Origin of the sequence: Citrobacter telavivensis (genome assembly GCF_041807075.1) — a bacterium.
GTDB classification, from domain to species: Bacteria; Pseudomonadota; Gammaproteobacteria; order Enterobacterales; family Enterobacteriaceae; genus Citrobacter_A; species Citrobacter_A telavivensis.
The window spans coordinates 700,117-724,726 of the sequence record NZ_JBGUBF010000002.1 but is presented as its reverse complement, the minus strand read 5'-3'; the positions used below and the strand labels follow the sequence as shown (position 1 = coordinate 724,726).

26 protein-coding genes are annotated in these 24,610 nt (G+C 54.3%); 19 read left to right on the top strand and 7 right to left on the bottom strand.

From position 1 onward, the window contains the following. Positions 1-153: 153 nt before the first annotated feature. Positions 154-345: a hypothetical protein gene (locus ACERJC_RS14515; protein ID WP_152402626.1), complete on the top strand. Its 192-nt coding sequence runs from the start codon at positions 154-156 to the stop codon at positions 343-345. Between the two features lie 10 nt (positions 346-355). Here the strand turns inward: ACERJC_RS14515 and pdeG are convergent, their stop codons facing one another. Then, on the bottom strand, positions 356-1,879 hold the full coding sequence (pdeG, locus tag ACERJC_RS14510; RefSeq protein ID WP_373671944.1) for a cyclic di-3',5'-guanosine monophosphate phosphodiesterase PdeG: 1,524 nt from the start codon (positions 1,877-1,879) through the stop codon (positions 356-358). Between the two features lie 271 nt (positions 1,880-2,150). Between pdeG and ACERJC_RS14505 the strand changes: the two genes are divergently transcribed. Further along, entirely contained in the window at positions 2,151-2,507 is a 357-nt protein-coding gene (locus tag ACERJC_RS14505; protein ID WP_042325986.1) for a KPN_00521 family repetitive protein, read from the top strand. A 109-nt stretch (positions 2,508-2,616) separates the two neighbouring features. On the opposite strand, the gene ACERJC_RS14500 is transcribed toward ACERJC_RS14505, so the two are convergent. After that, positions 2,617-4,104, bottom strand: coding sequence for an alpha/beta hydrolase (locus ACERJC_RS14500; RefSeq protein WP_373671974.1), 1,488 nt, complete (start codon positions 4,102-4,104; stop codon positions 2,617-2,619). A gap of 279 nt (positions 4,105-4,383) precedes the next feature. Between ACERJC_RS14500 and glaH the strand changes: the two genes are divergently transcribed. The 6 genes from glaH (at position 4,384) to csiR (ending at position 11,954) form a co-directional block, all read left to right on the top strand. Then, on the top strand, positions 4,384-5,361 hold the full coding sequence (glaH, locus tag ACERJC_RS14495) for a glutarate dioxygenase GlaH (protein ID WP_152402618.1): 978 nt from the start codon (positions 4,384-4,386) through the stop codon (positions 5,359-5,361). A gap of 18 nt (positions 5,362-5,379) precedes the next feature. Further along, the gene (gene lhgD / locus ACERJC_RS14490; RefSeq protein WP_373671943.1) at positions 5,380-6,657 is read left to right on the top strand and encodes an L-2-hydroxyglutarate dehydrogenase; all 1,278 of its coding nucleotides are present in this window, start codon (positions 5,380-5,382) and stop codon (positions 6,655-6,657) included. A 14-nt stretch (positions 6,658-6,671) separates the two neighbouring features. After that, positions 6,672-8,120 carry an NADP-dependent succinate-semialdehyde dehydrogenase gene (gene gabD, locus ACERJC_RS14485; RefSeq protein ID WP_373671942.1) on the top strand — a complete coding sequence of 483 codons (1,449 nt, stop codon included), beginning with the start codon at positions 6,672-6,674 and terminating at the stop codon, positions 8,118-8,120. A 26-nt stretch (positions 8,121-8,146) separates the two neighbouring features. Then, a complete protein-coding gene (gene gabT / locus ACERJC_RS14480) occupies positions 8,147-9,430 on the top strand; it encodes a 4-aminobutyrate--2-oxoglutarate transaminase (protein WP_152402611.1) in 1,284 nt (427 codons plus the stop codon). A 385-nt stretch (positions 9,431-9,815) separates the two neighbouring features. Continuing rightward, complete coding sequence (gene gabP, locus ACERJC_RS14475) at positions 9,816-11,216, top strand: GABA permease (RefSeq protein WP_286632136.1); 1,401 nt, start codon at positions 9,816-9,818, stop codon at positions 11,214-11,216. Positions 11,217-11,261: 45 nt separating this feature from the next. Then, positions 11,262-11,954, top strand: a complete 693-nt coding sequence (gene csiR / locus ACERJC_RS14470; RefSeq protein ID WP_373671941.1) for a DNA-binding transcriptional regulator CsiR — start codon at positions 11,262-11,264, stop codon at positions 11,952-11,954. Between the two features lie 6 nt (positions 11,955-11,960). Here the strand turns inward: csiR and lysM are convergent, their stop codons facing one another. Both lysM and ACERJC_RS14460 read right to left on the bottom strand, forming a co-directional pair. Beyond that, positions 11,961-12,410, bottom strand: coding sequence for a peptidoglycan-binding protein LysM (gene lysM, locus ACERJC_RS14465; protein ID WP_373671973.1), 450 nt, complete (start codon positions 12,408-12,410; stop codon positions 11,961-11,963). Positions 12,411-12,533: 123 nt separating this feature from the next. Continuing rightward, positions 12,534-12,704 (bottom strand): YqaE/Pmp3 family membrane protein, encoded by a 171-nt coding sequence (locus tag ACERJC_RS14460; protein WP_042326004.1) that lies wholly within the window; start codon positions 12,702-12,704, stop codon positions 12,534-12,536. A gap of 181 nt (positions 12,705-12,885) precedes the next feature. On the opposite strand from ACERJC_RS14460, the gene ACERJC_RS14455 reads away from it, so the two are divergent. Both ACERJC_RS14455 and ACERJC_RS14450 read left to right on the top strand, forming a co-directional pair. Further along, positions 12,886-13,185 carry an ArsR/SmtB family transcription factor gene (locus ACERJC_RS14455; RefSeq protein WP_152402603.1) on the top strand — a complete coding sequence of 100 codons (300 nt, stop codon included), beginning with the start codon at positions 12,886-12,888 and terminating at the stop codon, positions 13,183-13,185. Positions 13,186-13,194: 9 nt separating this feature from the next. Continuing rightward, on the top strand, positions 13,195-13,722 hold the full coding sequence (locus ACERJC_RS14450) for a rhodanese family protein (RefSeq protein ID WP_373671940.1): 528 nt from the start codon (positions 13,195-13,197) through the stop codon (positions 13,720-13,722). Positions 13,723-13,776: 54 nt separating this feature from the next. Here the strand turns inward: ACERJC_RS14450 and stpA are convergent, their stop codons facing one another. Beyond that, positions 13,777-14,178, bottom strand: coding sequence for a DNA-binding protein StpA (gene stpA, locus ACERJC_RS14445; protein ID WP_152402599.1), 402 nt, complete (start codon positions 14,176-14,178; stop codon positions 13,777-13,779). Positions 14,179-14,668: 490 nt separating this feature from the next. Here stpA and alaE point away from each other — a divergent pair, with 490 nt between their 5' ends. Beyond that, positions 14,669-15,118 (top strand): L-alanine exporter AlaE, encoded by a 450-nt coding sequence (gene alaE / locus ACERJC_RS14440; protein ID WP_286632140.1) that lies wholly within the window; start codon positions 14,669-14,671, stop codon positions 15,116-15,118. Positions 15,119-15,152: 34 nt separating this feature from the next. Here the strand turns inward: alaE and ACERJC_RS14435 are convergent, their stop codons facing one another. Continuing rightward, on the bottom strand, positions 15,153-15,497 hold the full coding sequence (locus tag ACERJC_RS14435) for a DUF2002 family protein (RefSeq protein WP_152402594.1): 345 nt from the start codon (positions 15,495-15,497) through the stop codon (positions 15,153-15,155). A gap of 161 nt (positions 15,498-15,658) precedes the next feature. On the opposite strand from ACERJC_RS14435, the gene ACERJC_RS14430 reads away from it, so the two are divergent. Further along, positions 15,659-15,985: an ElaB/YgaM/YqjD family protein gene (locus ACERJC_RS14430; RefSeq protein WP_152402592.1), complete on the top strand. Its 327-nt coding sequence runs from the start codon at positions 15,659-15,661 to the stop codon at positions 15,983-15,985. A gap of 54 nt (positions 15,986-16,039) precedes the next feature. On the opposite strand, the gene pdxR is transcribed toward ACERJC_RS14430, so the two are convergent. Beyond that, positions 16,040-17,383: a MocR-like pyridoxine biosynthesis transcription factor PdxR gene (pdxR, locus tag ACERJC_RS14425; RefSeq protein ID WP_373671972.1), complete on the bottom strand. Its 1,344-nt coding sequence runs from the start codon at positions 17,381-17,383 to the stop codon at positions 16,040-16,042. A gap of 88 nt (positions 17,384-17,471) precedes the next feature. Between pdxR and ACERJC_RS14420 the strand changes: the two genes are divergently transcribed. From ACERJC_RS14420 to proW, 7 genes are all read left to right on the top strand, one after another. After that, positions 17,472-17,903 carry a carboxymuconolactone decarboxylase family protein gene (locus ACERJC_RS14420; protein WP_373671939.1) on the top strand — a complete coding sequence of 144 codons (432 nt, stop codon included), beginning with the start codon at positions 17,472-17,474 and terminating at the stop codon, positions 17,901-17,903. 190 nt (positions 17,904-18,093) lie between these two features. Then, on the top strand, positions 18,094-18,339 hold the full coding sequence (nrdH, locus tag ACERJC_RS14415) for a glutaredoxin-like protein NrdH (RefSeq protein WP_152402587.1): 246 nt from the start codon (positions 18,094-18,096) through the stop codon (positions 18,337-18,339). Next, entirely contained in the window at positions 18,336-18,746 is a 411-nt protein-coding gene (gene nrdI / locus ACERJC_RS14410; protein ID WP_152402586.1) for a class Ib ribonucleoside-diphosphate reductase assembly flavoprotein NrdI, read from the top strand. The genes nrdH and nrdI overlap by 4 nt, the downstream gene beginning before the upstream one ends. After that, complete coding sequence (gene nrdE, locus ACERJC_RS14405; RefSeq protein WP_373671938.1) at positions 18,719-20,863, top strand: class 1b ribonucleoside-diphosphate reductase subunit alpha; 2,145 nt, start codon at positions 18,719-18,721, stop codon at positions 20,861-20,863. Before nrdI ends, nrdE begins: the two co-directional genes overlap by 28 nt. 10 nt (positions 20,864-20,873) lie before the next feature. Beyond that, positions 20,874-21,833, top strand: coding sequence for a class 1b ribonucleoside-diphosphate reductase subunit beta (gene nrdF, locus ACERJC_RS14400; RefSeq protein ID WP_373671937.1), 960 nt, complete (start codon positions 20,874-20,876; stop codon positions 21,831-21,833). 355 nt (positions 21,834-22,188) lie between these two features. After that, positions 22,189-23,391: a glycine betaine/L-proline ABC transporter ATP-binding protein ProV gene (gene proV, locus ACERJC_RS14395; protein WP_373671936.1), complete on the top strand. Its 1,203-nt coding sequence runs from the start codon at positions 22,189-22,191 to the stop codon at positions 23,389-23,391. Then, positions 23,384-24,448 carry a glycine betaine/L-proline ABC transporter permease ProW gene (proW, locus tag ACERJC_RS14390; protein ID WP_152402578.1) on the top strand — a complete coding sequence of 355 codons (1,065 nt, stop codon included), beginning with the start codon at positions 23,384-23,386 and terminating at the stop codon, positions 24,446-24,448. Before proV ends, proW begins: the two co-directional genes overlap by 8 nt. Positions 24,449-24,610: the final 162 nt, after the last annotated feature.

Genomic DNA, 24,610 nt, shown 5'->3' with positions numbered 1-24,610 from the left:
CAGTTATTCAATACGTATTATCAGAAGGAATAAAAGCATTCTATGTTTACTTATCATCATTAATATTTACTTATCACCATCAATAAAAGTACAACAACACATTATTTCTAAACTAACCAAAATATCAAACGGTTGTTACGTTAAGGATAAAACATGTACGTTCTGGCATTGGTTTTTGCGCTTACCGGCAACAATACAAAAAGCGAAGTCATTGGCGCCTTTACCCATTACTCGGAATGCGAAGCGGCTTCGCAGGCCTATTCATCAAAAACAAAATGCTATTTTCTTGACCCGCAAAAAGGGATGCAGGAGGTGAACGCTTCCGATACGCGTCATTCAAATTGAAATAGTCCACCTACTCAACGATTACCTTTACTTTAGGTTTTGATAAGATAATTTTTATCAGTTCGGTGAAGTTGACCGGTTTAAAAAAATAGTAACCCTGCTGGAAGGTAATATTGTTGCGGTTCAGGTAGTCAACCTGCTCTTTCGTTTCCACCCCCTCGGCAACAATACTTAACGACAGTTTTCGCGCCAGATCCAGCACACAATCCAGGATCCGGGTTGAATCTTCTTCTGTGTTAACCCGTGCAACAAAGCTTTGATCGATCTTGATATAATCAATGTGCAAATCGTGAAGATATGAAAGCCCCGAATACCCGGTACCAAAATCATCCAGTGCGATAACAAAACCATTTTCATGAAGAACATTAAGCGTTTGTACCAGATGTTCATCAACATGCAAAGGTTCGCGCTCCGTCACCTCAATGACCAGGTTCAGATCTTTTCGCCTGAAACTTTCCTTGTATTTCAGGCATTCTGCTACAAATGACGGAGAAGAAATATGGGAGGCGCTCACGTTTATTCCGACATGAAAACCTTCCGGCAGTTTGCTGGCAATCGCGTTCATATTCGCGGCAACCTGGCTCATCAACCCCTGGGTGAGCGGAATAATCAGCCCCGATTTTTCTGCCACCGGGATAAAGGATGCCGGGGAAATATATCCCGCAGTGGGATGTTTCCATCTTGCCAGTACTTCTACCCCTCGCAGCGTTCCTTCTCTGCCATTCACCACCGGCTGGTAAAAAGGAACAATTTCCCCTTTATTTATGGCCCTGCGCAGCGTTTCTTCCGGGGTGGTGCTTCTGTTTAAATACCGTTCGAGAGCATACCCTGCGAGACACGATATCAGCGCAATAAAAACGATAATGCCCATTCCCTGGCTGATGAGTCTGTGCAAACTAAATAGCGAAGGTTGGTTATATCTTACCGCGAAGGGATAATGGCCAGACTTTACGTAGCCAAAATTCCGCTCTGACTCACTTACCTTAACCACATCCCCCGACAATCCCAGCACCACGCTGCCGACCCTAAGCGCGTAGCTCACCCCTTTCAGCGGCGTACGCAATGTGTCACGAATATGTTGATCGCTGATGGTGACTACAATTCGCTTTTCGGCGAGCGGCGTCTGGTACAACAGAACAGGTTGTTTGTTGACGGTATTTTTTGCCGACGCGAGCAACAGTGTGCTGTCGGGAACCTGCGGAAGATGCGTAAGCAACATGCGATTACCCGGTAGCGACGAACACCATATCTCTCCCTGGCGAAAGATAAAGATAGTCCTGAGATGGGGCTGTAACGCCGCCTCCATGCCAAGCAGATACTGACTTTCCTGGTCGCAGCCTTTCAAGGCGACATTGCTGGCCGTACGGGTGGCACGACTCGCTTCATCAAGAATGACATTGACATCACTCACCACATACCGCGCACCCGCAAGGCTGTCAGCTCTGGCCGAATACCAGAGCTGCGCGTTAAGAATTAAAACGCCAAAAACAAAGAGCAACACGGTAACGATAATGGGGGGAAGAATGTTACGCATTGTCAGCCCCGGACGAGAGATAAGTTATTACAATGCCATTTACCCGCTTAACGTCACGAGTCTAAAAAGCATGGTAGAAAGAACGAGAATTGACCATAGTCGCGACGATATTTATTTCTCACCGCCAGGATAATTCTGCGTGATGCGTTCCCGGCATAACGCATGGAAAAAAAATGATATTTCCTGCTTACAGTTTTTTCCTAAAGCCAGCGCCTCGTTCAGCTGTCATGCTTAATCACGCTAATAACGAATAATGTTAAGCGAGGATATTATGAAAAAGACCATGATCGCATTATCTGCACTTCTGCTGGCTTCACCTGTTTTTGCTGCAACCACACACGCAACGGATAATGATGTGGCTGCCGCGCATGAAAATGCGAATACCGCAAAAGAAAAACTGCACCAGGCACAGAATCAGGGTGAAGAGCAACGACTGAAAGCAAAACATACCGCCGAAGGTAAAAGCGATAGTTTAAGCAGTAAAGTCAGTGAAGGTTCGCAGAAAACCTGGAATAAAACCAAAGAAGGCACCGAGAAAGGCTGGAACGCCACGAAAGAAGGGACTGAAAAGGGCTGGAATAAGACCAAAGAAGGCGCCGCCGCCGTTGAGAAAAAAATCAGCGAATAATCCTGACGTTCATCAGGCAAAAAGCCGCGTAAGCGGCTTTTTGCTTGTTATCCGTTTACCGGGCTGAACTTACCGCTGTCGTTCATCCCCGGAGGGGCGATAAAACGCGTTAACGTTGCCCCCCGACCACCGCCTCAACCCGTTCCTGTAGATAGGGAAAGAACGGATTCGAGGTGACACGCATTAACGTATCCAGCCCCACCAGCAGCGTGGCGGTCTCTCCGCGCAGCGCTATCGTACCGATGCTCACCCCATAACGATTCAACGCATCCGGCTTCAACCCGTACAAAGAATCGGTCAGTGGAAACGGCACCGCCACATGCGACAGCGAATACATCTCCTGTGGCCAGGCTTCCCGTAACGGCTGAATCTGCACTTCACGCGTTCCGGCGAGCGTGTCACGCGCCACCACGGTCACGGTTTCCGCCGTGGCGTTGGTCACCACCGTCGTGCGGTAAGCACGCGGTACGGACGGCAACAGCGTCGCCGCGGCGGTATAAGACGCACTACGCAGCAGTGGTCGCAGGTTAGCAGCCTGATTGATATCAAACAGCACCAGTTCGCTGCCGTTTGGCCCCAGATAGCGATACAGCGAATCCACTACCGCCTGGGTGCTGACGGTAGAATCCATCACCGACTGGAAGGTCAGCACCGGAGGAAGATCGTGAAGTCGCGTATTCTGCGCATCCAGCACGATTTGCTGCTGTAACGCTTTGGTCAGCAAATAAGACTGCCGCGCCGCATTAACCGGAAACGAATTGTATTTGAAGGGGTTATATTCTGGCGTGACGTTAAGCCACGCGGCTTTGGCAAAGGCAGGGAACAGCGCCGGCAGTCCCGCCAGTCCGGCAAAACGGGCAAATGACGTGACGCCAATCATCGGCGATAGCAGCACCAGCTGACGCGGGCGTCGCAGCGCGTCGTCGTCCAGACTGTCCAGCGTGTATTTCAGCGCCAGCGCGCCACCGTTAGAGTACCCCACCAGATGTAGCGGCACTTCGGTACCCGCCAGTCGCGTCGCCTCACGAACCGCCAGCCGCGTCGCGGCCAGCCACGCTTCCCAGTCGACCGCCGTTAATGCACCAGGCGCAGTACCGTGTCCGGGCAGGCGCGGCACCACGGCGATGAATCCCTGCCGCTGGTAGATCTGCGCTAAATATTTCAGGCTATAGGGCGAATCGGTCAGGCCGTGCAGCATCACGGCAACGCCGCGCGGTTTACCTTGCGGCATCAGCACGAATGAGCGGTTCCCGTTGGGGGTAAATTGCGCCGGATAAACCCGGCTGCCCGACCAGAAACGGTTGATCGGCGTCTGCTCATCCGCGCTCAGCTTATCGCCCACCTGTTTTTGCAGATCGGCAAACAGCATCTCTTCCTGCGCCTGATACTGTGCAAACGTGGCATTGTCCAGCGCCGCCGCGCTCATCTCATTCCCGTGCCAGGTGTGCCAGAGATGAAGGTCCGGTCCGCTCTCCGTCTGATACACCCGCACGCCCAGGAAAACAATCAGTACCACCAGCAGCGTCAGCACCACGTGTTTGACCAGCGCCAACAGGCCGGAACTCACCCACTTCACCCGACGAAAGAGGTTTTTAATCAACATGTTTATCCCAAGCCCCGCTCATCAGACGCACCACAACCCGCGTTAGTGTAGGCTAAGCGGCGGTTTCCTCAACCTTTTCTTCCCTTTTCTCACGGTAATCATCCCGATATCCCTGCATTTAGCAGTGTTAAATGTTTGTTGCTTTTGATCACAAAAAAGAAACAAAAAGCTCATTTTGTGCGCGTTTATTAAAAATGTAGATATTTTTAATTTATGGCTACGAAATGAGCTTCGCCATGTTTCCCTGACCATCTACTGAGAGGATCGATTCTGATGAATGCACTGACTGCCGTTAAACCGAACGCTGAAGATCCAGGCCAGCACGACAGCAGATTTACGCTGAAACCGTCGGCCCAGTCTCCGCGTCTGCTGGAGCTGACCTTTTCTGCCCGAACGACGGAACACTTTCTTCAGCAGGTCGCGCAGTGGCCGGTGCAGGCGCTGGAATATAAGTCGTTCCTGCGCTTCAAAGTGGGCCAGATCCTCGACAGTCTGTGCGACAACCAGTTGCAACCGCTGCTGCTGAAAACGCTGCTCGATCGTGCAGAAGGCGCGTTGTTGATCAACGCGGAAGGCATCGATGACGTGGCGCAGGCTGACGAGATGGTCAAACTGGCAACCGCGGTGGCGCATCTGGTTGGGCGCTCCAACTTTGACGCCATGAGTGGTCAGTACTATGCGCGCTTCGTGGTGAAAAATGTCGATAACTCAGACAGCTATCTGCGCCAGCCGCACCGCGTCATGGAGTTGCATAACGACGGTACTTACGTCGAAGAAATCACCGATTATGTGCTGATGATGAAGATCGACGAGCAGAACATGACCGGCGGCAACTCGCTGCTGCTGCATCTCGACGACTGGGAACATCTCGACAAGTACTTCAGCCATCCCCTGGCTCGTCGTCCAATGCGCTTCGCCGCGCCGCCCAGCAAGAACGTCAGCCATGATGTGTTCCACCCGGTGTTTGACGTCGACCAACAGGGCCGCCCGGTCATGCGCTACATCGACCAGTTCGTGCAACCGAAAGATTTTGAGGAAGGCGTCTGGCTGAGTGACCTGTCCGATGCGCTGGAAACCAGCAAAAGCATCCTGTCCGTTCCGGTATCGGTGGGCAAATTCCTGCTGATTAACAACCTGTTCTGGCTGCACGGTCGCGATCGCTTTACCTCGCACCCGGACCTGCGCCGCGAACTGATGCGCCAGCGCGGCTACTTCGCTTATTCCACCCACCACTACCAGACTCACCAGTAAGCGTGAAGGAACAAGCGGATGTATGATTTTGTGATTATTGGCGGCGGCATTATTGGCATGTCGACCGCCATGCAGTTAATTGACGTTTATCCGGACGCCCGAATCGCGCTGCTGGAAAAAGAGTCTGGCCCGGCCTGTCACCAGACGGGCCACAACAGCGGCGTGATCCACGCCGGGGTCTATTACACCCCCGGCAGTCTGAAGGCGCAGTTTTGTCTCGCCGGCAACCGCGCGACCAAAGCCTTTTGCGATCAAAACGGCATCCGCTACGACACCTGCGGCAAGATGCTGGTCGCCACCTCTGAGCAGGAAATGGGCCGGATGCGCGCCCTGTGGGATCGCACCGCGGCCAACGGCCTGGAGCGCGAGTGGCTGAATGCGCAGGAACTGCGCGAGCGCGAACCAAACATTACCGGACTCGGCGGCATTTTTGTGCCGTCCAGCGGGATTGTCAGCTACCGCGACGTGACGGAAGCAATGGCGAAAATCTTCCAGGCCAGAGGCGGCGAGATTATCTACAACGCCGACGTCAGCGCCCTGAAAGAACACGCCTCGGGCGTGGTGGTGCATACCCGCCAGGGGCAGGAATTTAGTGGCGCAACGCTGATTACCTGCTCCGGGCTGATGGCCGACCGGCTGGTAAAAATGCTCGGCATCGAACCGGGTTTTATCATCTGCCCGTTCCGTGGCGAATACTTCCGTCTGGCCGCGGAACACAACCAGATAGTCAACCATCTGATCTACCCGATCCCCGATCCGGCAATGCCGTTTCTTGGCGTTCATCTTACCCGCATGATCGACGGCAGCGTCACGGTCGGGCCGAACGCCGTACTGGCGTTTAAGCGCGAAGGCTATCGCAAGCAGGACTTTTCGCTCAGTGACACGCTGGAGATCCTCGGTTCTGCCGGCATTCGTCGGGTCCTGCAAAACAACCTGCGCGCAGGCCTTAGCGAAATGAAAAACTCGCTGTGCAAAAGTGGCTATCTGCGGCTGGTGCAAAAGTACTGCCCGAGCCTGACGCTAAGCGATCTGCAACCGTGGCCCGCAGGCGTCCGCGCGCAGGCGGTCTCGCCGGACGGCAAGCTGATCGATGATTTTTTGTTTGTCACCACCCCGCGATCGATCCACACCTGCAACGCCCCCTCCCCGGCGGCGACGTCGGCGATCCCCATCGGCGCACACATCGTCAGCCAGGTACAGACGCTGCTGGCAAGCCAGAGCAATCCCGGACGCACGCTGCGTGCGGCACGTAGCGTGGACACCTTACACGCCGCCTTCACCCGTTCACCTTTTTAAGACAGGAAGCCATCATGCAACTTAACGATCCGACGTTGTTCCGTCAGCAGGCCTTGATCGACGGCCAGTGGCGCGATGCCGATAGCGGCGACGTCATTGCGGTGACCAACCCAGCCAACGGCGAGACGCTGGGCAGCGTACCGAAAATGGGCAGCGCGGAGACCCGCAAAGCCATTGAGGCCGCTAACCGCGCGCTACCCGCCTGGCGCGACCTCACCGCCAAAGAACGGGCAAACATTCTGCGTCGCTGGTTCAATCTGATGATGGAACATCAGGACGATCTCGCCCGCCTGATGACCCTTGAACAGGGTAAGCCGCTGGCGGAAGCCAAAGGGGAAATCAGCTATGCCGCCTCTTTTATTGAGTGGTTTGCCGAAGAGGGCAAACGTATTTATGGCGACACCATTCCCGGACACCAGGCCGACAAACGCCTGATCGTCATTAAGCAGCCCATTGGCGTTACTGCCGCCATTACGCCGTGGAACTTTCCTTCGGCGATGATCACCCGCAAAGCGGGTCCGGCACTGGCGGCAGGCTGCACGATGGTGCTTAAACCCGCCAGCCAGACGCCGTTCTCCGCGCTGGCGCTGGCGGAACTGGCAAATCGCGCCGGGATCCCGGCGGGCGTATTCAGCGTCGTCACCGGTTCGGCGGGCGCAGTTGGCAACGAACTGACCGGCAACCCACTGGTGCGCAAACTGTCGTTCACCGGCTCGACGGAGATTGGCCGCCAGTTGATGGAACAGTGCGCCAAAGACATCAAAAAGGTCTCCCTGGAGCTGGGGGGTAACGCGCCGTTTATCGTCTTTGACGATGCCGACCTGGATAAAGCAGTAGAAGGCGCGCTGGCTTCAAAGTTTCGCAACGCCGGGCAGACCTGCGTCTGCGCCAACCGTCTGTATGTGCAGGACGGCGTTTACGAGCGCTTCGCTGAGAAACTGCAACAGGCAGTGAACAAACTGCGCCTCGGCGACGGTCTGGCTCCTGAGGTGACCACCGGCCCGCTGATTGATGAGAAAGCAGTCGCCAAAGTGCAGGAGCACATCGCCGACGCGCTGGAAAAAGGTGCCCGGGTGATTAGCGGTGGAAAACCACACGCGCTGGGCGGCAATTTCTTCCAGCCAACCATCCTGGTGGACGTGCCTGACAACGCGAAGGTCGCCAAAGAAGAGACCTTCGGCCCGCTGGCACCACTGTTTCGCTTTAGTGATGAAGCCGACGTCATCAGGCAGGCCAACGACACCGAATTTGGTCTGGCGGCCTATTTCTATGCCCGTGATTTAAGCCGCGTCTTTCGCGTTGGCGAGGCGCTGGAGTACGGCATCGTCGGCATTAACACCGGCATTATCTCGAACGAAGTCGCGCCGTTTGGCGGGATCAAAGCCTCCGGTCTTGGCCGCGAAGGTTCCAAATACGGCATCGAAGATTACTTAGAAATCAAATATCTGTGCATCGGCCTTTAATAAAAAAATCGACTGGAGAACACCTGATGAGCACCAATAACGAATTAATGCAGCGTCGCAGCAACGCCGTTCCGCGTGGCGTAGGACAGATCCACCCTATCTTTGCCGAGCGTGCGGAAAACTGTCGGGTCTGGGACGTGGAAGGCCGTGAGTTCCTGGATTTTGCCGGCGGTATCGCGGTGCTGAACACCGGACACCTGCATCCGCAGATCGTCTCGGCGGTCGAAGAACAGCTGAAAAAGCTGTCTCATACCTGCTTCCAGGTGTTGGCCTATGAGCCGTATCTACAGCTGTGCGAGATAATGAACCAGAAAGTGCCGGGCGACTTCGCCAAGAAAACCCTGCTGGTCACCACCGGTTCTGAAGCCGTGGAAAACGCGGTGAAGATAGCCCGCGCCGCCACCAAACGGTCGGGAACCATCGCCTTTAGCGGCGCGTACCACGGTCGCACCCACTACACCCTGTCGCTGACCGGGAAAGTGAACCCGTACTCAGCCGGCATGGGACTGATGCCCGGCCACGTCTATCGCGCCCTCTACCCCTGCGCCCTGCACGGCATTAGCGAAGACGACGCTATCGCCAGCATTCACCGCATCTTCAAAAATGATGCCGCGCCGGAAGATATCGCCGCCATCGTGATTGAACCGGTACAGGGCGAAGGCGGCTTTTACGCCGCCTCGCCAGCCTTTATGCAGCGCCTGCGCGCAATTTGCGACGAACACGGAATCATGCTGATTGCCGATGAAGTGCAGAGCGGCGCGGGTCGTACCGGCACACTGTTCGCGATGGAGCAGATGGGCGTGGCGCCGGACATCACGACTTTCGCCAAGTCTATCGCCGGGGGCTTCCCGCTGGCGGGCGTGACCGGACGCGCGGAGGTGATGGACGCCATCCCGCCGGGTGGGCTGGGCGGCACCTATGCCGGCAACCCGATTGCCTGCGCCGCCGCGCTGGCGGTGCTGAATATTTTCGAGCAGGAAAATCTGCTGCAAAAAGCCAACGAGCTCGGCGAAACCCTGCGCAACGGCCTGTTGGCGATTGCCGAAACGCATCGTGAAATCGGCGATGTCCGTGGGCTGGGGGCGATGATCGCTATTGAGCTGTTTGAAGACGGCGACCACAACAAGCCGGACGCGAAACTGACGGCAGAGATCGTCGCTCGCGCCCGCGACAAAGGGCTGATCCTGCTCTCCTGCGGGCCGTACTACAACGTGCTGCGCATCCTTGTTCCGCTCACCATTGAAGATGCGCAAATCCGTCAGGGTCTGGAGATCATCGCCCAGTGCTTTGACGAGGCTAAGCAACGTTAACCCTTGCAGCCAATTGCCGGATGGCGCTTCGCTTATCCGGCCTACTCTGTAGGCATGGTTTGTAGGCCGGATAAGGCGCAGTCACCATCCGGCTTACAGCGTCGGCATGGTTTGTAGGCCGGATAAGGCGCAGCCGCCATCCGGCTTACAGAGTCGGCGTGGTTTGTGGGCCGGATAAGGCGCAGCCGCCATCCGGCTTACAGAGTCGGCATGGTTTGTGGGCCGGATAAGGCGCAGCCGCCATCCGGCTTACAGAGTCGGCGTGGTTTGTGAGCCGGATAAGGCGCAGCCGCCATCCGGCTTACAGAGTCGGCATGGTTTGTAGGCCGGATAAGGCACAGCCGCCATCCGGCAAACGGCTCAATAACAATAAAGAGGTCATAAGATGGGGCAACTGTCGCAATCACATGATTTAGGGGGCGGGCTGAAATCACGCCACGTCACCATGCTGTCTATTGCCGGGGTTATCGGCGCAAGTCTGTTTGTGGGTTCCAGCGTGGCGATAGCCCAGGCCGGACCCGCGGTCCTGCTGGCCTATCTGTTCGCCGGGCTACTGGTGGTGATGATCATGCGGATGCTGGCCGAAATGGCCGTCGCCACGCCGGACACCGGTTCCTTTTCCACCTACGCCGATAAAGCGATCGGGCGATGGGCGGGCTACACCATCGGCTGGTTGTACTGGTGGTTCTGGGTGCTGGTGATCCCGCTTGAAGCGAATATCGCCGCAATCATCCTCAACTCCTGGTTTCCCGGTGTCCCGATCTGGCTGTTCTCGCTGGTTATCACGCTGGCGTTAACCGGCAGTAATTTGCTGAGCGTCAAAAACTACGGTGAGTTTGAGTTCTGGCTGGCGCTGTGCAAAGTGATTGCCATCCTCGCCTTTATCGCCCTCGGTGCGGCGGCGATCGGCGGCGTTTACCCTTACGCTGAAGTCAGCGGTATCTCGCGCTTGTGGGATCACGGCGGCTTTATGCCAAACGGTTTTGGTGCCGTGCTGAGCGCGATGCTTATCACCATGTTTTCATTTATGGGGGCTGAGATTGTCACCATTGCCGCCGCCGAATCCGACACGCCGGATAAGCATATCGTCCGCGCCACCAACTCGGTGATCTGGCGTATTTCAATCTTCTATCTGTGCTCGATCTTTGTTGTCGTTGCCCTGATCCCGTGGAACATGCCGGGACTAAAAGAGGTCGGCTCCTATCAATCGGTGCTGGAACTGCTGCATATTCCGCATGCCAAACTGATCATGGACTGTGTGATCCTGCTGTCGGTAACCAGCTGCCTGAACTCCGCGCTGTATACCGCGTCACGGATGCTCTACTCGCTGAGCCGCCGTGGTGACGCGCCGGCGATTATGGGCAAAATCAATCGTAGCAAAACGCCTTACGTGGCGGTGTTGCTCTCGACCGGCGCGGCATTTTTAACCGTGGTCGTGAACTATTACGCCCCGGCAAAAGTGTTTAAGTTCCTGATCGACAGCTCCGGCGCCATCGCCCTGCTGGTGTATCTGGTGATCGCCATTTCCCAGTTGCGGATGCGCAAAATCCTGCTGGCGGAAGGCGGCGAGCTCAAACTGAAAATGTGGCTCTATCCGTGGCTGACCTGGCTGGTCATTGGCTTTATCAGTTTTGTGCTGATTGTGATGCTCTTTCGCCCGGCGCAACAGCTGGAAGTCATTTCCACAGGGCTGCTGGGACTGGGAATTATTTGTACCGTGCCGATTATGTCGCGCTGGAAAAAACTGGTATTGTGGCAAAAGGCACCGCTGCAAAATACCCGTTAAATGATTTCCCGGCGCAGGCCGGGAACAGGATTCAGGAGTAAGACCATGACCGCCATTTCCCATCCGACGGCCATAGATGGATACCGCTGGCTGAAGAACGACATTATCCGCGGTGTTTATCAACCTGATGAAAAACTGCGCATGAGCTTATTAACCTCACGCTATTCTCTTGGCGTTGGACCGCTCAGAGAGGCGCTTTCTCATCTGGTGGCGGAACGGCTGGTCACGGTCGTGAATCAGAAAGGGTATCGGGTGGCGTCTATGTCAGAGCAGGAACTGCTCGATATTTTCGACGCCCGCGCCAACATGGAAGCGATGCTGGTGAGTCTGGCGATTGAACGGGGCGGTGACGAATGGGAAGCCGAGATCCTCGCCCGCGCCCATATGCTCAGCAAGCTTGAGGCCAGCGACGCCAGTGAACATCTGCTGGATGAGTGGGATTTACGCCATCAGGCATACCACACCGCTATCGTTGCCGGATGCGGTTCGCAGTATCTACTGCAAATGCGCGAACGGCTGTTCGATCTCGCGGCACGCTATCGGTTTATCTGGCTGCGAAAAACGGTGTTGTCGGTTGAAATGCTGGAGGATAAACACGTTCAGCATCAGACGCTAACAGAGGCAATTCTGGCGCGCGATGCGGCACGCGCCAGTGAACTGATGCGTCAACATTTGCTGACGCCGATTCCTATTATCCAGCAGGCCATGGCCGGTAAACTGCTGGCAGAGAAATCCTGACTACGCTTATTCTTCCGGAATACGCAGAACCTGCCCGGGATAAATTTTATCCGGACTTTTAAGCATCGGCTTATTCGCCTCAAAGATTTTATTATACAGGTTGGCATTACCGTAAACCTGCTTCGAAATAGCGCTCAGCGTATCGCCGGATTTCACCGTATAAAACTGACTCTCGGCGGCAGGCACGTCGGTTTTAACCTGATCCTCCACGCTGGCAATTCCGGAAATATTCCCGACCGCAATCAGGATCTTTTCTTTTGCTTCCTGGCTTAATCCGTCGCCTGTCACCGTTGCCTTGCCATCAGCAACTTGTACATTGACCTTGTCGGCATCCGGAATACCGGTTTTATTCAGGTGGTCCTGCACCTTTTTTGCTAAATCGTCTTTATCGTGATTGCCGGTTACTGCATCCCACAGTTTTTCCCCGGCGTCTTTTACAAAGTTGAAAAGTCCCATATCCACCTCGATCATTGACAATAAACACTCACGAAGTGTAGCAGAAAGTTTCGCTTAAAATTCTGACTGCGAGGCGACAGGCGTGGCCCGATAACGTCGCGCTATCGGGCTGTCGGATGATGGTTAAGAAAGCGTTGAAGGACGGGTTTGCACCCAGAACGCGTGAATCAGACCCGGGATATACCCCAGCAGGGTCAAAATGATATTAAGGATGAACGCCCAACCGAACCCTTTACCCAACAGGACGCCCAGCGGGGGCAGAACGATCGTAAAAACAATTCTCCAGAAACCCATACACACTCCAAAAAGAAAAATTACTTATTGTTTAAAAAGAGATTTTATCTCTAAGCGTAGTGAGCTTAGCGGAGATCGCCAGTCTCCTCTCGCGCTTTTACCCTCTTTTACGCTCTTTACGCTGGCATGCGTTTCGTTTTTATTTTAGAATTTACTTAATTTAGCAAAACCTAAAATACATATGAGCGAACTTGAACAACTTCAGGCCAGCGCTGAACAGGCGGCGGCCCTGCTGAAAGCAATGAGCAATCCTAAGCGACTGCTGATCCTGTGTATGCTTTGCGGCTCACCGGGTACCAGCGCGGGCGATCTGGCTCGCGCCACCGGACTAAGCCCGTCGGCCACCTCACAGCATCTGGCGAAAATGCGCGAAGAAGGTCTGATTGACAGCCAGCGCGATGCCCAGCGCATCCTCTATTCCATTAAAAATGCAGCGGTGAATTCACTCATTGCCACATTGAAAAACGTCTATTGTCCATAAGGAGTGAACATGACCATCGGGACGATTTCCCCGCGCGACGCAAAGGCCCGTATCGAGCAAGGCGCCAGACTGATTGATATTCGCGATGCCGACGAATACCTGCGTGAGCATATTCCGCAGGCTCAGCTCGCGCCGCTGTCTGCTCTGGAACAAGGGGGCTTTCCTGCCAGGCTGCGGGGTGAGCTCGTTATCTTCCATTGTCAGTCCGGGAAACGGACGCAAAACAACGCGGCTAAATTGCAGGTGCTTGTCGCGCCAGCAGAAGCTTTGCTGCTGGAAGGGGGAATTGACGGTTGGAAAGCGGCGGGTTTGCCCACAGCGGAAGATAAATCACAGCCGCTTCCACTGATGCGTCAGGTACAAATTGCGGCAGGCGGACTGGCGTTACTGGGCGTAGTACTGGGGTACAGCGTTAGCAGTGGTTTCTTTCTGCTCAGTGGGTTCGTGGGTGCGGGACTCCTGTTTGCCGGACTGACAGGCTTTTGTGGAATGGCGAGACTGCTCGACAAAATGCCGTGGAACCGTCGTCCTCAATAAAGCGGGAAACACCGTGGGAAATAAGCGGTGAGGATAACCTCACCGCCCGGATAATTAGATCAGAAAATCGTCCAGAGATTTACCTGCCGCCAGTGCCTGAGCAATCGCTTTAGGTGTACGCCCCTGGCCGGTCCAGGTTTTGCTTTCCCCATTAAGATCGGTATAACGATATTTTGCCGGACGCGGTTGGCGTTTTTTACCCGTCCGCGTGGTCGCGACTTCACCACCGAATAACTCTTCCGGACTAATTCCGTCAGCCTTCATCATCTCCAGCAAGGTATTAATTTTCTCCTGCTGTTCAGCGCGCTGACGCTGTAACCGTTCTTCTTCTTCACGTCTTTCTTTAGTGACGACCCTGAATTTCTCCAGCATTTCTTCAAGAACGTCAATGGAGAATTCGCGAGCCATGGCGCGTAGTGAACGGATATTATTTAAGTTCTGTAACATCAAATTCATAGTAATTAAAACCCTTTAACGCTAAAAACAAAGTATTACACCGGGTAGTGTATTCTATTATTAGAGCGTTTTCCAGACCCTGTGATATAACCAGGAGAATACCGACATCCTGCGGCAAGAATATAGTTTACTTAATCCTGAATAATATCCAGACTCATTTTTTCATTCCCCTCTAAATAACCTTCATGTCGGTTCGTTGAGCATTGAGTGGAGGTTCTTACCACACCGGGAAGTTCTCCAACCAGCGAATAAACATAACACATTGATTTTTAATCACTTAAATTACATCAGCAACAAAAACTCTATGCAGCACAAAAATCAGGCGGTTACAGAGTATTTTATCGACAAAAAGCGTAAAAATAAAAATATTTCACTAGTTGATAGTTACAATGCAGCAATATACTCTATAATCAAGCAAAAACACCACGCTAAATCACTAAGTTAAACTCATTTAACGGCGACTTTATCCCTTTTTACAAGGAGCATTAGCATGTTCTCACCACAGTCACGCTTGCGTCATGCTGTAGCAGACACGTTCGCGATGGTTGTTTATTGTTCTGTCGTGAACATGTTGATCGAGATATTCCTCTCCGGAATGAGCTTTGAGCAATCACTTTCTTCCAGACTGGTCGCCATTCCGGTCAACATTCTGATCGCCTGGCCCTACGGAATGTATCGCGATCTCTTTATGAAAGCGTCGCGTAAAGTGGGTTCTGCGGGATGGGTAAAAAACCTGGCGGACGTGCTGGCTTATGTCACCTTCCAGTCCCCGGTTTATGTCGCAATTCTGCTAACGGTAGGCGCTGACTGGCATCAAATTACCGCCGCAGTCAGTTCTAATATTGTGATATCAATGCTGATGGGGGCGGTATATGGCTATTTCCTGGATTACTGCCGCCGCCTGTTCAGAGTGAGCCGCTACCAGCAGGTCAAAGCCTGAAATCACTCCGCGACTGGCGATGCCAGTCGCTTAATTAATTCGCTTCGCCAAACAGTCCATTCAAATAGCGCTCAAGCGCGATACGCGAACTAAAGCCGTGGGGAATACCATAGTGTTCGTGCGTTTCCCCGGCTAAATAAAGCGGAAAATGCTGATAATGGTCGCAGGTTTTAATATCAGTTGCCGGTTCTGCCAGCGATGAACTGCGCTCTTTTAATGTCGGATGGATCACCAGCGCGGTGCGTCCCATACGCGCTTCACGATTAACATAGACGTAATTCTCTCCACGTCGATAACCGTACGTTTTCTGTGTCACCACATCGACGGTAAACCCCACTTTTTCAAGTACGCGCGCCACCTCGTCAGGTCGTAAATACATATTTTTTCCTCGTTATCTTTTACTGCGGGCTTACCTTACCTGATTCAGCATTAGCAACGCTTTCAGAAAAGTCCATAAACGCGCAATAACGCCGTGAACTGCCTCAGAAGTTAAAAATATCGACTAAACTGAAAGTCACATCGAAATCACTGGAGGATCATATGTTTAACAGACCGAACCGAAACGATGTAGATGATGGCGTGCAGGATATTCACAATGACGTCAATCAATTGGCCGATAGTCTGGAAGCCGTCCTGAAGTCATGGGGCAGCGATGCGAAGGATGAAGCGGATGCCGCACGGCGTAAAGCGCAGGCGCTGCTGAAAGAGACGCGGGCAAAAATGCATGGCCGCACGCGCGTGCAGCAAGCCGCCCGGGATGCCGTAGGCTGCGCCGATACGTTTGTACGCGACAAGCCCTGGTGTAGCATCGGTACGGCAGCGGCGGTGGGGATCTTCGTCGGCGCGCTGCTGAGCCTTCGTCGCTAATTGTGAAGCGCGTGCCGGATGGCGCTCATGCTTATCCGGCACACCGATGCCCGTCTAAAGATCGGCCTGAATTGCCCGCCGTAACCGCGTTGCTACCTGACTCGCCATTTCTGCAGAAGCGATGTTTGTGAACGACAGCAGTATCCCTCCCTGCCCGGCGGATTTCACCCGCCAGCGGCTTAAGGCCTGAACCGCCAGACCCGCCTCGTTGGCTTTGCGCACCGGCGCAGTATCATCACCGTCAACCGCAATCACCAGTTGTATCCCGCCCTGTTGGGGCACAACCTGAAACCCCTGTTCGCCGAGCGCCTGTTCAATCCATTGTCTTCGCTGCGCATAGTGCTGACGCATTTTTTTCAGGTGCCGCCAGAAATGACCATCGCGGATAAAATCCGCCAGCGTTTGCTGCCAGAGTAGCGGCACGCTACAAGCCATCCGTATCGCCTGCTGACGAAAGCATCCCACCTGGTTTATCGGCACCACCAGCCACGCACAGCGCAATGCGGGGAACAACGACTTGCTGAACGTACCGGCGTAAATCACCCGCTGTGGCGCATCAAGACTTTTCAGCGGCGGCAGCGGTTTGCCGTGGTAACGAAACTCACTGTCGTAATCATCCTCAACGATCCACGCCTGAGACTGTGATGCCCACTCAAGGAGTTGATGACGCCGGGATAGCGACAGCGCGACGCCAAGCGGACTTTGATGAGCCGGAGTGAGCAGCGCAAAACGCGCATCCGGATAGTCGCGGATCCCAACCTCCACATTCAGCCCGTCGTCATCGACCGGGACCGGCAGCAGCGCGACGTTTTCCTGCTCAATGACCGGACGGATCAGCGGGAAGCCGGGATCTTCAATCCACATGCCATCGCCCGGTGTCGCCAGCGAACGCAGGATGAGGGTCATTGAAGCCGCATAGCCGGAAGTGATGAAAATCTGCTCAGGCAGACATTCAATACTGCGCGACACGCGCAGATAGTCCACGATCGCCTGGCGCAACGCGGCTTCACCGCACACGTCACCGAGCGCCAGATCAAAACGCGTCTGTGTGCGCAATCGTCGCCCCATCACCCGCGCCCAGACGTCTCGCGGAAAGAGATCCAGCGCGGGAAGTCCCATCTGAAAAGGTTGAGGGACCGTACTTTCCCCGGCAAATACCACCGGTTCACTAAGCGCCTGTTCTGGCTGCAGCTGTGCGCTGACAAACGTTCCCGCCTGCCCTCTCCGCTCAAGCCAGCCCTGCGCCACCAGCTCCATATAGGCGTTTTCCACCGTCGAACGCGAAATGCCCAGCTCCTGCGACCAGGTACGGCTGGATGGCAGTCTGGCACCGGGCTTGAGTTCCCCACGTTCAATGGCGATTTTTAACTGGCGGGCAATTTGCTTATAGCGCGGCATATGGTCTGCTTTTTTCATAAAAATATGGCTCTCTTATGCAGTCCATTATAGTGCTACATTGCCGGCCATCAACACGAGGAGATGCACAATGACGACGTTACGCCAGCCCTACTATGAACTCAGCCCTGAAGTCTATAACGCCCTGGTACAGGCGAAAACGGCACTGGAAAACAGCGCGCTGGATACCACGCTAATGGAGTTGATTTACCTGCGTATTTCGCAGATCAACGGCTGCGCGTTTTGTCTGGAGATGCACAGCAAGGCGCTGCGTAAATCGGGCGTCGCGCAAAGTAAACTGGACGCGCTGGCCGGTTGGCGGGTCAGCCATCATTTCAGCGAGCTGGAGCACGCGGCGCTGGCGTGGGCGGAATCGGTGACCGACATCGCCAGAACCCATGCCGAAGATGACGTTTATCTGCCGCTGCTCGCGCATTTTAGCGCTCGCGAAATTAGCGACCTGACCTTTGCTGTCGGCCTGATGAACTGCTTTAACCGCCTGGCCGTTGGAATGCGGATGTAATCTGACGATTTATCACCATAAATTCCCGCTCCCCGCCGGGCTCATCGGTGGGGAGTAATCAATCTATAATTCCCATATCTTGTATGGTTGAAACTTTTTTCAACTACATCTAGTATTCTCTCTATCAGTACACACCCAACCCGACGCGACTTATCGCGCCGTTCTCTCATTTTAAATGGAAATACGAATCATGCGCATTACTATTTACACTCGAAATGATTGTGTTCAATGCCACGCCACCAAACGGGCGATGGAAAGCCGTGGATTTGAATTTGAGATGGTGAACGTCGATCTGGTGCCCGACGCGGCGGATATCCTGCGTGCACAAGGTTTTCGTCAATTGCCGGTCGTCATTGCCGGTGAGACCAGTTGGTCTGGGTTTCGGCCGGATATGATCAACCGCCTGCATCCTGAATCCCGGGTGGCCAGCGCATGAACCCGCTCGTCTACTTCTCCAGCAGCTCCGAAAATACGCACCGTTTTATGCAGCGTCTGGGGCTGCCCGCCGTTCGCATTCCGCTGAATGAACGCGAACGGATCCGGGTAGACGAACCTTACATTCTGGTGGTGCCCTCTTACGGGGGCGGGGGCACGGCTGGCGCGGTCCCGCGACAGGTGATTCGCTTTTTAAATGATGCCCACAACCGGGCGTTAATTCGCGGCGTTATTGCCTCTGGCAATCGTAACTTCGGCGAGGCGTACGGTCGCGCAGGAGAAGTGATCGCCCAAAAATGCGCCGTGCCCTGGCTCTATCGTTTTGAGCTGATGGGAACACCCGCCGACATCGACAACGTTCGAAAAGGAGTAAGCGAATTTTGGCAACGACAACCGCAGAACGCGTAATGCAGGAATCGCTGGATTACCATGCGCTGAACGCCATGCTGAATCTGTACGATAAAGCAGGTCGTATTCAGTTTGATAAAGACAGGCAGGCAGTTGACGCCTTTTTTACCGCTCACGTTCACCCTCACTCCGTCACGTTTAGCAGTCAGGAGGAACGCCTGCAAACGCTGGTGCGCGAAGGGTATTACGACGAAAGCGTTCTGACTCGCTACGATCGCGCTTTCGTGGTGACGCTGTTTGCCCGCGCCCACGCCAGCGGTTTTCGTTTCCAGACCTTCCTCGGAGCCTGGAAGTTTTACACCAGCTACACGCTGAAAACCTTTGACGGTAAACGCTACCTGGAACACTTTGAAGACCGGGTGGTGATGGTGGCGCTGACGCTCGCGCAGGGCGATGAAGTGTTGGCGTCACAGTTGACCGATGAGATGCTCTCGAGGCGTTTCCAGCCCGCCACGCCCACCTTCTTAAACTGCGGAAAACAGCAGCGCGGCGAACTTGTTTCCTGTTTTCTGCTGCGTATTGAAGACAACATGGAGTCGATTGGCCGGGCGGTGAACTCCGCGCTTCAGCTTTCTAAACGCGGCGGCGGCGTGGCGTTTTTACTCTCTAACCTGCGCGAAGCGGGCGCGCCTATCAAGCGCATCGAAAACCAGTCCTCCGGGGTGATCCCGGTGATGAAGATGCTGGAAGATGCCTTTTCCTATGCGAATCAACTTGGCGCGCGTCAGGGAGCGGGGGCGGTTTATTTGCACGCGCACCATCCGGATATTCTGCGCTTTCTCGATACCAAACGCGAAAACGCCGACGAAAAGATCCGCATCAAGACGCTCTCCCTGGGCGTGGTGATCCCGGACGTCACTTTCCGTCTGGCCAAAGAGAATGCGCAGATGGCGCTGTTTTCGCCCTATGACGTCGAGCGTCTTTACGGTAAACCCTTTGGCGATATCGCGATAAGCGAACGGTACGACGAACTGGTTGCCGACGAGCGGGTGCGCAAAAAATACATTAACGCCCGCGACTTTTTCCAGACACTGGCAGAAATTCAGTTCGAATCCGGCTATCCCTACATCATGTATGAGGATACGGTGAATCGCGCCAACCCCATTGCGGGCCGCATCAATATGAGCAACCTGTGTTCGGAAATTTTGCAGGTCAACAGCGCCTCCACCTACGATGAGAACCTTGACTACGCGCAGACCGGGCAGGATATCTCCTGCAATCTCGGCTCGCTGAATATTGCCCACACCATGGATTCCCCGGACTTTGGTCGGACGGTGGAAACGGCGATTCGTGGGCTGACGGCGGTGTCGGACATGAGCCATATTCGCAGCGTCCCGTCGATTGCCGCCGGCAATGCCGCCTCTCACGCCATCGGGCTGGGACAAATGAATCTGCACGGCTATCTGGCGCGTGAAGGCATCGCTTATGGTTCGCCAGAAGGACTGGATTTCACCAATCTCTACTTTTACACCATTACCTGGCATGCGCTGCATACGTCGATGCGGCTGGCGCGTGAGCGTGGGCAGACCTTTGACGGATTTGCGCAGTCTCGCTACGCCAGCGGCGAGTTTTTCACGCAGTATCTGGAACAGAGCTGGACGCCGAAAACCGAGAAAGTCCGTGCGCTATTTGCCCGTAGCGGCATCACGCTGCCGACGCGCGAAATGTGGCTGTACCTGCGCGACGAGGTGATGCGCTATGGCATCTACAACCAGAATTTACAGGCGGTGCCGCCGACGGGTTCAATCTCTTATATCAATCATGCGACATCGAGCATTCACCCGATTGTCTCGAAAGTGGAGATTCGCAAAGAGGGCAAGACCGGGCGCGTCTATTATCCTGCCCCGTTCATGACCAATGAGAATCTGGACATGTACCAGGACGCCTACGAAATCGGCGCGGAGAAAATCATTGATACCTATGCTGAAGCCACTAAACACGTCGATCAGGGCCTGTCGCTGACGCTGTTTTTCCCCGATACCGCCACCACCCGCGATATCAACAAGGCGCAGATCTATGCCTGGCGAAAAGGCATTAAGTCGCTGTATTACATTCGGTTGCGCCAACTGGCGCTGGAAGGCACTGAAATTGAAGGCTGCGTCTCGTGCGCACTGTAAGGAGAGCGGTATGACATTATCACGCGTGAGCGCCATCAACTGGAATAAGATTCAGGATGACAAGGATCTGGAAGTATGGAACCGCCTGACCAGCAACTTCTGGCTGCCGGAAAAAGTGCCGTTGTCTAACGATATTCCGGCGTGGCAAGGCCTGAGCACCGCCGAGCAGCAGCTTACCATCCGCGTCTTTACCGGGTTGACGCTGCTCGACACCATCCAGAACATCGCCGGCGCTCCATCGCTGATGGCGGATTCGCTGACGCCGCACGAGGAGGCGGTGCTGTCGAACATCTGTTTTATGGAAGCGGTGCACGCCCGCTCCTACAGTTCCATCTTCTCTACGCTGTGCCAGACTAAAGATGTCGACGCCGCCTACGCCTGGAGTGAGGAAAATGCGCCGTTACAGCAGAAGGCACAAATTATCCTCGCACATTACGCCAGCGACGACCCCTTAAAGAAAAAGATTGCCAGCGTGTTTCTGGAATCCTTCCTGTTTTATTCCGGTTTCTGGCTGCCGATGTATTTCTCCAGCCGTGGCAAGCTCACCAACACCGCCGATCTGATCCGGCTGATCATTCGTGACGAAGCGGTTCATGGTTATTACATTGGTTATAAGTACCAGAAAGGACTGGAAAAACTGTCTCAATCCCGACGTGATGAGCTGAAGGATTTTGCTCTCGAACTGCTGATGGAGCTGTACGATAACGAAGTCCGTTATGCCGAAGAACTGTATGCCAACACCGGTTGGGCTGAGGATGTTAACGCGTTCCTCTGTTACAACGCCAACAAGGCGTTAATGAACCTGGGCTACGAGGCGCTGTTCCCGGCGGAAATGGCGGAGGTGAACCCGGCGATCCTGGCTGCGCTTTCGCCCAATGCCGACGAAAACCACGACTTTTTCTCTGGCTCGGGGTCGTCATATGTGATGGGTAAAGCCGTCGAAACGGAAGACGAAGACTGGAATTTTTAACGCAAATTAATATGGGGAATATCACTACAATAATGACGTTAATATTTTAAGCAGATCACGTTTTTATCACCCAACTATTTCAGGGTGATCTACACTCAATAGCTGTTGCCATATTCGCCTGAATTTTCGAAATTCAGGCGCCTTTCCAGTGGTCCTTACAAAAAATATTCACCGGCCGTGGTTTGCTCTCAGCCCTTATATCATGGGAAGTCCCGGCAATTTGCCTTCTACCCTATTTAGCCTCATTTCACATTCAGGGTTGTCTCAGATTCTCAGTATGTTAGGGTAGAAAAAGGTGACTATTTCTATCAGGTAACATATCGATATATATAAATAACAGGAATCTTTCTATTGCATGGCAATTAAATTAGAAGTTAAGAATCTATACAAAGTATTTGGAGAGCATCCGCAGCGCGCCTTCAAATATATTGAAAAAGGACTTTCAAAAGAACAAATTCTGGAAAAAACAGGGCTATCGCTTGGCGTTAAAGACGCCAGTCTGGCCATTGAAGAAGGCGAGATATTTGTCATCATGGGATTATCCGGTTCGGGTAAATCCACAATGGTACGCCTTCTCAATCGCCTGATTGAACCCACCCGTGGACAGGTACTGATCGACGGCGTTGATATCGCAAAAATATCGGATGCCGAACTCCGCGAGGTGCGCAGAAAAAAGATTGCGATGGTTTTCCAGTCATTTGCGCTCATGCCGCACATGACCGTTCTGGACAATACGGCATTCGGCATGGAATTAGCCGGCGTAAGCGCTGAGGAACGTCGCGAAAAAGCGCTGGACGCCCTGCGTCAGGTGGGACTTGAGAATTACGCCCACGGCTATCCGGATGAACTTTCCGGCGGGATGCGTCAGCGTGTCGGGCTCGCCCGTGCATTAGCCATTAACCCTGACATCTTATTAATGGATGAAGCCTTCTCCGCGCTTGATCCCTTAATTCGTACCGAGATGCAGGATGAACTGGTAAAACTGCAGGCGAAACATCAGCGAACCGTGGTCTTTATTTCCCACGATCTCGATGAAGCGATGCGTATTGGCGACCGAATTGCCATTATGCAGAATGGTGAAGTGGTTCAGGTCGGTACACCGGATGAAATTTTGAATAATCCGGCGAACGATTATGTCCGCACCTTCTTCCGTGGCGTCGATATTAGCCAGGTCTTTAGCGCGAAAGATATTGCCCGCCGTAGCCCGGTCGGACTGATTCGTAAAACGCCGGGCTTTGGCCCCCGTTCTGCCCTGAAATTATTGCAGGATGAAGACCGGGAATACGGTTACGTCATCGAACGCGGCAATAAGTTTGTTGGTGTGGTCTCCATTGACTCATTAAAGGCGGCATTAGCCCAGGCCCAGGGCATGGAAGGGGCGCTGATCGACGCGCCATTGGCCGTGGATGCGCAAACCCCGCTTAGCGAGTTGCTCTCTCATGTCGGACAAGCGCCGTGCGCGGTGCCGGTTGTCGATGAGGAACAACAGTATGTCGGCATTATTTCAAAACGCATGCTGCTACAGGCTTTAGATCGCGAGGGGACAAACAATGGCTGATCAATCCAATCCGTGGGATACCGCACCGGCGGCCGATAGCGCCGCACAATCCGCTGACGCCTGGGGCACGCCGTCAGGGACGCCTGCCGATAGCGGCAGCGCAGACTGGCTGACCAGCGCGCCTGCGCCTGCACCAGAACATTTCAATATTATGGATCCGTTCCATAAAACGCTGATCCCGCTCGACAGTTGGGTTACCGAAGGAATTGACTGGGTAGTCACCCATTTTCGACCTCTCTTCCAGGGCATTCGTGTGCCGGTGGATTATATCCTTAACGGTTTCCAGCAACTGCTGCTGGGAATGCCGGCTCCGGTGGCGATTCTCATTTTCGCGCTGATCGCCTGGCAGATTTCCGGCGTCGGGATGGGCGTGGCGACGCTGATTTCCCTGATTGCGATCGGCGCTATCGGTGCCTGGTCGCAGGCGATGATTACGCTGGCACTGGTGTTGACCGCCCTGCTGTTCTGCGTGGTGATCGGCCTGCCGATGGGGATCTGGCTGGCACGCAGTCCACGGGCGGCGAAGATCGTTCGTCCGCTGCTCGACGCCATGCAGACGACGCCGGCGTTCGTCTATCTGGTACCGATTGTGATGTTGTTCGGTATCGGTAACGTGCCGGGAGTAGTCGTGACGATCATCTTTGCGCTGCCGCCGATTGTGCGTCTGACGATCCTCGGGATTAACCAGGTTCCAGCCGATCTGATCGAAGCGTCACGTTCGTTCGGGGCCAGCCCGCGTCAGATGCTGTTCAAAGTTCAGCTACCGCTGGCGATGCCAACCATTATGGCGGGGGTCAACCAGACGCTCATGCTCGCCCTCTCGATGGTGGTGATCGCCTCCATGATTGCCGTCGGTGGCCTGGGCCAGATGGTATTGCGCGGTATCGGTCGTCTCGACATGGGACTGGCTACCGTCGGTGGGGTCGGCATTGTGATCCTCGCCATCATTCTGGACCGTCTGACTCAGGCCGTGGGTCGCGACTCCCGTAGTCGGGGTAATCGTCGCTGGTACACCACCGGCCCCATTGGGCTCATCACGCGCCCTTTCACTAAGTAATTCACCTGTTGCCCGGTGGCGCTGCGCTTACCGGGCCTACACTCATGAACTTACACAAAATCATTCATGTTGCATCGAGGCGGCAAACGAAGGTATCCCCAGGAGCGTACACGCAGTACGTGACTGGGGTGCATGAGTGCAGCCAACAAAGAGGCAATCTGA